We start from the raw sequence: 8,324 nt of genomic DNA on the forward strand, positions 1-8,324 counted from the left end.
CACTCGCCGCGGCATGGCCGTTGTTGTTGCCGGGTTTCATGACGGTCGGTCGCCGAGACGACGCACCCCGTCACTGACCACCCGGCCCTGGACCGATACCCGCCCGTCGGGGTACCAGGAGGTGAGGATCTGCGATCCCCGGCCCTGGGTGATGGTGAGGTCGCGGCGCAGGTGACCGGTCAGGCGAACCGCGGCCGAACCGGTGGCTTCGTCTTCGGGCACGCCCGGTTCGTTGGCGAACATCCGCGACCGGATGTGTCCGCGGTCGCGGTCGAGCCACGCCCACAGGTAGTGGTAGCCGTCGTCGGCGTAGTCGGCGGGGTCGGCGGCAAGCACCTCGTCCGCTGCCGGCAGGGCGTGGATGACGAACTCCGGGCCCCATCCGGCGCTGGCCACAACGGCGGTCAGATCATCGGAGTAGCGGACCTGCAGCATGCCCGCCGGGACCTGCAGGGTAGCAATGGGGGTACCGCGCTCGCGTAGCCACCACGCCGCCCCCACCGTGGGGTGCCCGGCGAAGGCCAGTTCGGTTGTCGGGGTGAAGATCCAGGCGTGCGCCGTCGTAGCGCCGGCCGCGGGCAGGTCGACGAACACCGTCTCGCTGTAACCCAAGTCGGTCGCGAGCGCCTGCCGCCGCGGCACCGGAAGCGCAGCCGAATCGACAACTCCGAGGGGATTGCCGAAATTGCCTGCGATGTCAGTGAATACGCGAAGCACGGCTACTTCGATTCCCCTCACGCGCATATCGCTCATATGGGATGGACACTACATGCCGCCGCCGCGCCGCGGCCGCTGCCGTGGTGGTTCACCTCCCGAGAACTGATCAGGGTTCGGGCCAGGTGGGGCGGCGCGGTGGAGGTGGACGTACGCCTGATGCAAGGTAGAGAGATGACCGAGATCGCCATCGTTCTCTATCCGGGATTCACCGCCCTGGACTTCATCGGCCCCTACGAAGTTCTGCGCAATTTGCCCGGCGCTGAGGTCCGTTTCGTGTGGCACGAACCCGGACCAATCACCGCGGACTCGGGTGTCCTGGTGGTCGGGGCAACACACTCGTTCGATGAAATCCCCTCGCCGGACATCATTGTGGTGCCAGGGGGCATGTCGACGTTCGAGCACGCACGCGACGAGAAGCTACTCCAGTGGGTTCGCCGTGCCCACCAGACGGCAACATGGACCACCTCGGTGTGCTCCGGATCCCTGATCCTGGCCGCCGCAGGCGTGCTGGCGGGCAGGCGCGCCACTTCCCATTGGATGGTGGTGCCGATGCTGCGGACCTTCGGCGTGACGCCCGCGAACGACGAGCGGATCGTGCAACAGGGCCGCATCGTCACAGCCGCCGGAGTCTCGGCCGGAATCGACCTGGGGCTGTGGCTGGCTGGTCAGCTGGGCGGCGAGGCGTTGGCCAAGGCGATCCAGCTCGTCATCGAATACGACCCCCAACCGCCCTTCGATTCCGGCCACGTCTCCAAAGCGTCGGCGGTGACCAGAGCCTCCGCGACGGCGATGCTGACCAAACAGACGATCGTCGAACGCCAACTAGGCCAGTCGGTCCGGCTGTTATGGAAGGCGGCTCTGGAGCGCGCCAGGAAACGGAGGTAGCCGGTCTGGTCGGCCAGGCGCAGCGCGGTCGAGGTGATTGCGCACGGTGCGCTGCGAGAGGTGCAAGCGGCGAGCTGATTCCGCTGCCCCGCAACCGTATTCGATCCACTGGCCGCCTAGATCGGAAAGCAGCGCCGGAACGTCTCCAGGTGGCGGACCGAGCCCTTGATCCGCAACTTCCGGGTGAGCACCGCCCATACCGGGTTCTTCTCGCCGCGGGTGATCGCCAGCCAGGTGTCGGCGTCGGCATCCACCGACAGGTCGGGATCCCCCGATCGGCCGGGCTCGATCTGCAGTGTCCCGTTGTCGATGACGTAGGTGGCCTGCAGCGAACTGCTGCCGCGGAAGGCGAAATGCACTCGCAGGCAGACGTCCTTGGCCGCTTTGGCGGCGAACACCAAAGGCGAGCCGGCCACGAACGCCTCCACGTTCGCCGGGGCGAGACCGTTGGTGACGTGCCGCACCTGCTTGTGCGGGAAGCGGGCGCGGACGTGCGCTTCGGCGTCGCTACCGGCCACCACGTAGACCGGTTCGGCCTTCTCGGTGAGTGGTCTCACGACCTCGGCCACGTGCTGCTGCCGGTCAGCGAGGTAGGTTCCGATCACGTCCTCTCCGGCCGGGCAGACCGACATGCAGTAGGCGGCCTTGTAGTTGGCGCCGAACGACAGGCTCTGCCAGACGCTGGCCGTTTCCGAGGTCGTAACCTTCTGCTGGTAGTCCGAGCGTCCGGTGCTGTCGGCGACCTGGCCGACCCAGTCTGCGAAGCCGCCGAGGAACTCGCGGTAGTTGTGTGTGGTGCAGGCGGCGAAGTCGAAGCCGCCGTCGGTTTTGATAGCCCCGACCGGGCAGGCCGCGACGCATAGTTTGCAGCCCAGGCAGGGGTTCCAGTCGATGGGCTGCCCCTGGCGATCGTCAGCGATCTCGGCGTCGGTGAGCACCACCCCGATGAGGATGAAGTTTCCGAACCGGGGGTGGATGACGTTGCGGTGGATTCCCATCTGACCCAGGCCCGCGGCCACCGCGATGGGTTTCATCGAGATCGTCCAGATCTTGCCCGGGAATCGGTCGACCTCCATCGGGAACCCACCCGGCGGGCACACAGCGCGGTGCCCCCGCGTCTCGAGTTCTCGGGTGATGCGCCGCGCCACCTCGTTGGTCTCGTCGATGCTGTGGTGGAATTCGGAGTTGGCCACGGAGCGGGCCGGCGCGCGGACGTTGCCGCGATTCATCTTCACCACGAACGCGATCGCCGTGCGTGCCCCCGGCAGCAACTCCTCGATGTCGGCCCGCTGCGCGGCCATGTCCTCACGCTCCACCGACACCAGCCCGACGTCGTCAGCACCCGACCGCAAGGCGAGCGCCCGGATCTCCTCGGCCCCGGCGCGGATCTTCATCGGTTGGGCAGGGCGATCCGGGTAGGCCGTCAACGTGAGCTTTGAGGGTGCCGGCCGGTGCTGCGGCTGCTTGGTCCCGTCGAAGATCGGCAGCCTCGGCAGTCCATCGTCGATGTCGTCAGCCGTCATGGCGAACCTTGCGGACGATGGCCCGGACCGGACCGGCGGCGACAGCGGTGAAGGGTGTGGTGACCGGGAATTCGTGAGCGCTGGAATGTATTTCGACATCGCGGATGATCGTCGCCAGAGCCATGGTGGCTTCGAGCATAGCGAAGTGGTCGCCGATGCAGGAGCGCGGACCGCCCCCGAAGGGCAGGTACTGCCAGCGGTCGCGGCCCGCCGAGTTCGGCGGACTGAACCGGTCGGGATCGAAGATCAGCGGCCTGTCCCAGAGGGCGGGGTCGCGGTGCATGGCGCTGATCCCGACCACCAACTCCGTGCCGGCCTCGACCCGGTAACCGGCGACGTCGATGTCGGCCGTCGCGGTCCGGGTGACCACGGGCGCCGGTGGGCACAGCCGCAGTGCCTCGTGCAGTACCGCGACGGTGTAGCGCAGGTGTGGGACGTCCGCCGGGGTCAGCGGGCGTTGACCGAGACCGGCCACCTCAGCACGCACGCGGTCCTGGACTTCGCGGTGGTGGCCAAGAACCCATAGCGCGTACGTCAGCGTGGTCGATGTGGTGTCATGCCCGGCGATCATGAAAACGACGAGTTCGCCGCGGATCTCGGCGTCGGACAACTCCCCGCCGGTCTCGGGATCCCTGGCTGCGATCAGCGCCTGCACCAGCGGAGCGTCGCGGTCCGGGTCGGCCCGGCACGCCTGGAGGATCTCGCCGGCAAGCCGATGCAGAGCGGCGCTGGCGGCGCGGGCGCGGCGGCGGGCAGGAGTTGGCAGCCACCGCGGGGCGCGGAAGGGATTGGCGCCGCGGTCGGCGGTGTAGCTGATCGCCGTCCGTACCGGCTCGGCCACGGCATCGGTTTGAGATTCCAGATCCAGGCCGAGCACCGATCGGCCCAGCGCCCCCAGCGTCACCCGCCGGGCTTCGGTGTCCAGGTCGATCCGCGCACCGTCGGGCCAGCGGTGCGCGACTGCCTCGGCGATCTCCGCCATGTGCCCGCCGAATTGATGCACGCTCTGCTTGGTGAATATCGGCTGGAGCGCCCGCCGGCGCGGTAGCCATTGCCGGTAGCGCATATCGAACAGGTTGGGTCCCAGCAGATTTCGGATTTCGTCGTGCACGGAGGTGCGCTCTAGTTTCTCGGGGCTATGGGTGAGGATGTCGCGGGCCGCCCGGGGCGAGGTGGCCACGACCACCTGCGGCACAAGCGACGGCGGGCCGAGATAAAGCCGGGTCACCGGTCCGCCGGCGTCACGCAGCACTTGCGGCCCGGAGTCGAATCTGCGGATCACGGCCAGTTGGCGTCGCAGCGGCAGCGGGTTGCGTGGCGGCGCGTCGGTGACGGCGACGGTGCCCGCGTTGCGCTCCATGCCCCTCCCTTCGGACTTCTTGATGATTAGTCAAGAACTTTCTTGGTGAGAAGTCAAGAAGGGAACTACCCTGCAGTGATGCCCCCGAACCGACGCAGCATCCCCCGGGCGGACCGTCTCGATGCGGTCATCGCCGCGGCGCGGCATCGCTTCGAGGCGCACGGCTACAAGGGCACCAGCATCGCCGACATCGCCGGGGACGTCGGCGTCAATGCCGGATCGATCCACTGGTACTTCCCGACCAAGGACGACCTTTTCGCCGCCGTCGTGGCGCGGGTGGCCGAGGAGTCGCGGGAGTCGGTCGAGGCCGACCTGGCGTCGGGTTCCAGTCCGATGGACACCCTGGTGAGCTTCCTGGCATCGGCCGAGCGGTACCGCGGTATGCACATCGACGCCCATGACCGAGTCGGCCAGAGCGATGCCGTTGCCGCGGTGCATGAGGAGTTTCATGCCTGGCTCGACGATCTGCTGCTCGCGGTGGTGCAGCCCGGGTTGGGCCGTGGCACCGACGTCGTCTTGATTGCCGACACCGCGCACATCATGTTCGAGGGACTGCTGGGTAGCACGATCCCCCGCGACCGGCCGTTCGAAGAGATCGTGCGCTTCCTCGTCGACATGCTCGTGGCGGCCGCTCCCCAGGCTGCTCGCCGTAAGCGCCGGCCAGCCAAAATCACCTCGGCACAGACGGATTCGTCGCCCGATGAGATCGGCTACTTCCGGGCGTGATGGCCCAGGCGGTTTTCTGGATTTCGTGGCGAGTCCGGGAACCCGACCCGTTGTGGCAGGACTGCGATCCAGACGACGATCCTGATCTCAATCACCACGCTCGACTCACCTCCTGAGCAGAGGAATGATCAGGGTTCGGGCGAGGCGGCGACGACGGGCAGCGGACCAGTTGGCAGCATCGAGGGGCAGCAGCAGTCCTTCTGCGACGATTCCGATGGCGTCGGCGGCGTCTCGCTTTGAAAGACCTTCGACGAGCCTGTCAGAGACGAGTCGGGCGACCAGGCTGGTCCACCAGCGGTCAAACGCCCGTACGAGTTCGCTTATAGCTGGAACAACGTTGGCCGCAGCAGCCGACACCAGTGCCGGCCAGACACCGTCGGGATCCGCGTCGACTGTCCACTCCATAACCGCCCAGAAGGGATCGTCTGCGGTGGCGGCAATTTCGGCGACTCGGCGTCGCCGCTCCTCGAGTTCGGCGCCGACTGCACGACGGAGCAGTTCATCCTTGTCGCGGGTGAAGTGCGTAATGACCGTTGTGGAGGCTCCAAGTTCGCTCGCCACCTTACGGATCGTCACACCGCTGACGCCGTGCGAAGCGATGACGCGCAGGGTCGCGGCCCGGATGTCTCGATCCCGACTTTCGCCGTCTACTTGCCGCGGCATGTTCGCTCCCTCCTCCCGGTTGCTGCTCCTGGGCAATCGCTGTTAGTTTATTTATAACACTAGTTGTACAAAAATTGTCCGTCTACGTCCGGAGGGCTGGGAGGACCATGAGCGCGACGACGGACGCCGAGGTGATCGTGATCGGCGCTGGATACGCGGGTCTGGTCGCCGCGCTCGGACTGACCGACCGCGGACGCGACGTCATGGTGCTGGAGGCGAGGGACCGGGTAGGGGGCCGCGTCTGGACTCATCGTGACGCCGGGGTTCCCCTAGACCTCGGCGGGATGTGGGTTGGCGCCGGCCACTCGCATTTCCGGGCGCTGCTCGACCGCTTCGAGCTCACCACCTTCCCCACGCCCGCGTCCGGGAGTGCTGCGTGGTGGGACGGAACGTCGGAGACGCTTCGTCGAGCACGGCCGCTCCCGCTACCGGCGACGGCACTCCCGGCTGCCGTCGCTGGACTGCTGCACGCGGAGTGGCTGGTTCGCCGTGCGTCGGTCAAGGGCCGGCCGAAGGAATGCGCCGACCGGCTGGACGGCGTAACGGTGGCGGACTGGCTGAGGCGCTGGGTACCGTCACGGCGCGCGCGGGCGACGATCGAGACAGCGCTCGTGCTGCTCTACTCGACAGAACTCACGCAGGTCTCGATGGGGAATCTGGTGTCAATGGCAGACCAGCCTGGTGGCCTGCTTGCGGAGTTGGGCACCGACGGGGGTGCCCAACAAGATCTCGTGATCGGTGGGGCCGATGCGGCTGCGCTGAAGATCGCCGCACTCCTGGGCTCCCGGCTGCACCTCGCAACGCCAGCTCGAGAGATCCACCACGACGTGGCAGGAGTGCGTGTTGTCACCGACGATTCGACCATCGCTGCCAGGTACGTCATCGTCGCGCTGCCACCCCCGCGAGTTGGTGGGCTTGCCTGGAAACCGGGGCTGCCACCGTGGCGGGCGAACTTGATCGCGCGGATGCCCATGGGGTCGGTGACGAAGCTGCTGGCGGTCTACGAACGGCCGTTCTGGCGGGACGGTGGCTGGTCTGGCGAAGCGATCGATCCCGACGGGGCGGTGTCCTCGGCGTTCGACGTCTCGCCGCCCGGCGGCCCTGGCGTGTTGGCGTCACTCACCTGCGGAGCCAAGAGCGTCGAACTCGCACAGCATCCTCCCGGCATCCGCCAGGAGCGGATATTAGAGGCCCTGAGCAGGTGGTTCGGCCCCGCGGCCCGCCAACCCCGGACGGTCGTGAACGTGTCCTGGGAGAACGAGATCTACAGCGGCGGCGGCTACTCGGCCGTCCCCATCCCAGGCACGTTGAGGCTGGCGCAGCGGGTCGCCGAGCCCCTCGGACGAGTCCACTTTGCCGGCACGGAAACCGCTGCCCGGTTCGCCAGCTACATCGACGGCGCCATCTCCTCCGGTGAGCGCGCAGCTCAAGAGGTCCTCGCCCAACTCGACTGAGTGATGGTCAGATCCCGATCGCAGGACGGTGAAGTCCGGTCGCACGACGGCTGCACGGTTTCTCCGCGGGTTCGGACCTGCGACGGGCCCTGGCCAGGGTGAGCACTCGCCGCGAACTCAACCTGCTGCTCGGCCGCCTGGACCGCGACGTCCCGTTTCCGCCCGCCGCCGGTGCCCGAGTCCGACAGGGCTCCGCGGCGCCGGTCGGCGCCGATGTGGTCAACTCTGGCGGGTGAGGCGCTCGGCCCGGATTATCGCGCGACGATGGCTGCCTGGCCCTACCATCGAAGTGTCCGGATTCGGGAGGCCTGCCATGGGGACTGCCCTGTATCGCAAAGCAGCCCTGGTGTTCCTCCCCGCCCTCTTCGGCACTCCGCTGGCGGCCGGGGTCGCCGCGGCCGATCCCGGCGCTTCGGATTCCGCGGGAACGGAATGCCAGACCGTCGATTCGACGATGCTCGACGTTCCCCGCTCAGACAGTCAGGAACCGCGCCTGCGCATCCCGGTGCCGCCGGGCTGGGAACAACCCCCGGCTCTGGACCCCGCCGACGACACCATCAGGATGGCGCTCCTCAACCCGGGGCTGGCTGCCGACGGATTCACCCCGAACGCGGTCGTCGCGCTCAACCGGATCAGCGCCGAGGGAGCCGATGCCCAACAGATTCTCGACGCGCAGAACGAGATCCTCGTCGGCAAGGCCGGTGCGACCGATCTGAGCACCCAGGCCGACCAGGCCTGCGGCCTGCCGGCGATGACGAGCACCTACACCGCACCGGCCACCGGAGCGGTTCCGCCGCGCAGTGCCGCTACCCGGGTGGTGGTGTACCAGTCCGGCGACGCTACCTATGTCGCGACGCTCACCATCCAGGCGGTCGACCTCGACAGCGGCAGCTACGCCGAGGACGCCCAGAGCATCATCGACGGCTTCCAGGTGCTGTCGGCACGCTGACCTCCGGACGGGAGAATTCGCATGGGAGCAGAACCTCTGATGTACGG

The 8,324-nt window shown here is 67.7% G+C and carries 9 protein-coding genes; 5 read left to right on the top strand and 4 right to left on the bottom strand.

Annotation, left to right across the window (positions count from 1 at the left end):
- Positions 1-36: 36 nt before the first annotated feature.
- Entirely contained in the window at positions 37-753 is a 717-nt protein-coding gene (locus ADBZ5N_RS15540) for a PhzF family protein (RefSeq protein WP_526258902.1), read from the bottom strand.
- A gap of 135 nt (positions 754-888) precedes the next feature.
- Between ADBZ5N_RS15540 and ADBZ5N_RS15545 the strand changes: the two genes are divergently transcribed.
- Positions 889-1,602: a DJ-1/PfpI family protein gene (locus ADBZ5N_RS15545; protein ID WP_526258918.1), complete on the top strand. Its 714-nt coding sequence runs from the start codon at positions 889-891 to the stop codon at positions 1,600-1,602.
- 116 nt (positions 1,603-1,718) lie between these two features.
- Here ADBZ5N_RS15545 and ADBZ5N_RS15550 read toward each other — a convergent pair whose 3' ends face one another.
- Both ADBZ5N_RS15550 and ADBZ5N_RS15555 read right to left on the bottom strand, forming a co-directional pair.
- Positions 1,719-3,125 (bottom strand): SCP2 sterol-binding domain-containing protein, encoded by a 1,407-nt coding sequence (locus ADBZ5N_RS15550; RefSeq protein ID WP_526258904.1) that lies wholly within the window; start codon positions 3,123-3,125, stop codon positions 1,719-1,721.
- Positions 3,115-4,485, bottom strand: a complete 1,371-nt coding sequence (locus tag ADBZ5N_RS15555; protein WP_526258906.1) for a cytochrome P450 — start codon at positions 4,483-4,485, stop codon at positions 3,115-3,117. The genes ADBZ5N_RS15550 and ADBZ5N_RS15555 overlap by 11 nt, the downstream gene beginning before the upstream one ends.
- A gap of 78 nt (positions 4,486-4,563) precedes the next feature.
- Here ADBZ5N_RS15555 and ADBZ5N_RS15560 point away from each other — a divergent pair, with 78 nt between their 5' ends.
- A complete protein-coding gene (locus ADBZ5N_RS15560; RefSeq protein ID WP_526258908.1) occupies positions 4,564-5,211 on the top strand; it encodes a TetR/AcrR family transcriptional regulator in 648 nt (215 codons plus the stop codon).
- Between the two features lie 105 nt (positions 5,212-5,316).
- Here the strand turns inward: ADBZ5N_RS15560 and ADBZ5N_RS15565 are convergent, their stop codons facing one another.
- Positions 5,317-5,874, bottom strand: coding sequence for a TetR/AcrR family transcriptional regulator (locus tag ADBZ5N_RS15565; RefSeq protein WP_526258910.1), 558 nt, complete (start codon positions 5,872-5,874; stop codon positions 5,317-5,319).
- Between the two features lie 107 nt (positions 5,875-5,981).
- Between ADBZ5N_RS15565 and ADBZ5N_RS15570 the strand changes: the two genes are divergently transcribed.
- The 3 genes from ADBZ5N_RS15570 (at position 5,982) to ADBZ5N_RS15580 (ending at position 8,277) form a co-directional block, all read left to right on the top strand.
- Positions 5,982-7,328, top strand: a complete 1,347-nt coding sequence (locus tag ADBZ5N_RS15570; protein WP_526258912.1) for a flavin monoamine oxidase family protein — start codon at positions 5,982-5,984, stop codon at positions 7,326-7,328.
- A gap of 98 nt (positions 7,329-7,426) precedes the next feature.
- Entirely contained in the window at positions 7,427-7,564 is a 138-nt protein-coding gene (locus tag ADBZ5N_RS15575) for a hypothetical protein (protein WP_526258914.1), read from the top strand.
- A gap of 77 nt (positions 7,565-7,641) precedes the next feature.
- Positions 7,642-8,277 carry an LpqN/LpqT family lipoprotein gene (locus ADBZ5N_RS15580; protein ID WP_526258916.1) on the top strand — a complete coding sequence of 212 codons (636 nt, stop codon included), beginning with the start codon at positions 7,642-7,644 and terminating at the stop codon, positions 8,275-8,277.
- Positions 8,278-8,324: the final 47 nt, after the last annotated feature.

Origin of the sequence: Mycobacterium sp. (assembly GCF_044370595.1) — a bacterium.
Lineage (GTDB): Bacteria > Actinomycetota > Actinomycetes > Mycobacteriales > Mycobacteriaceae > Mycobacterium.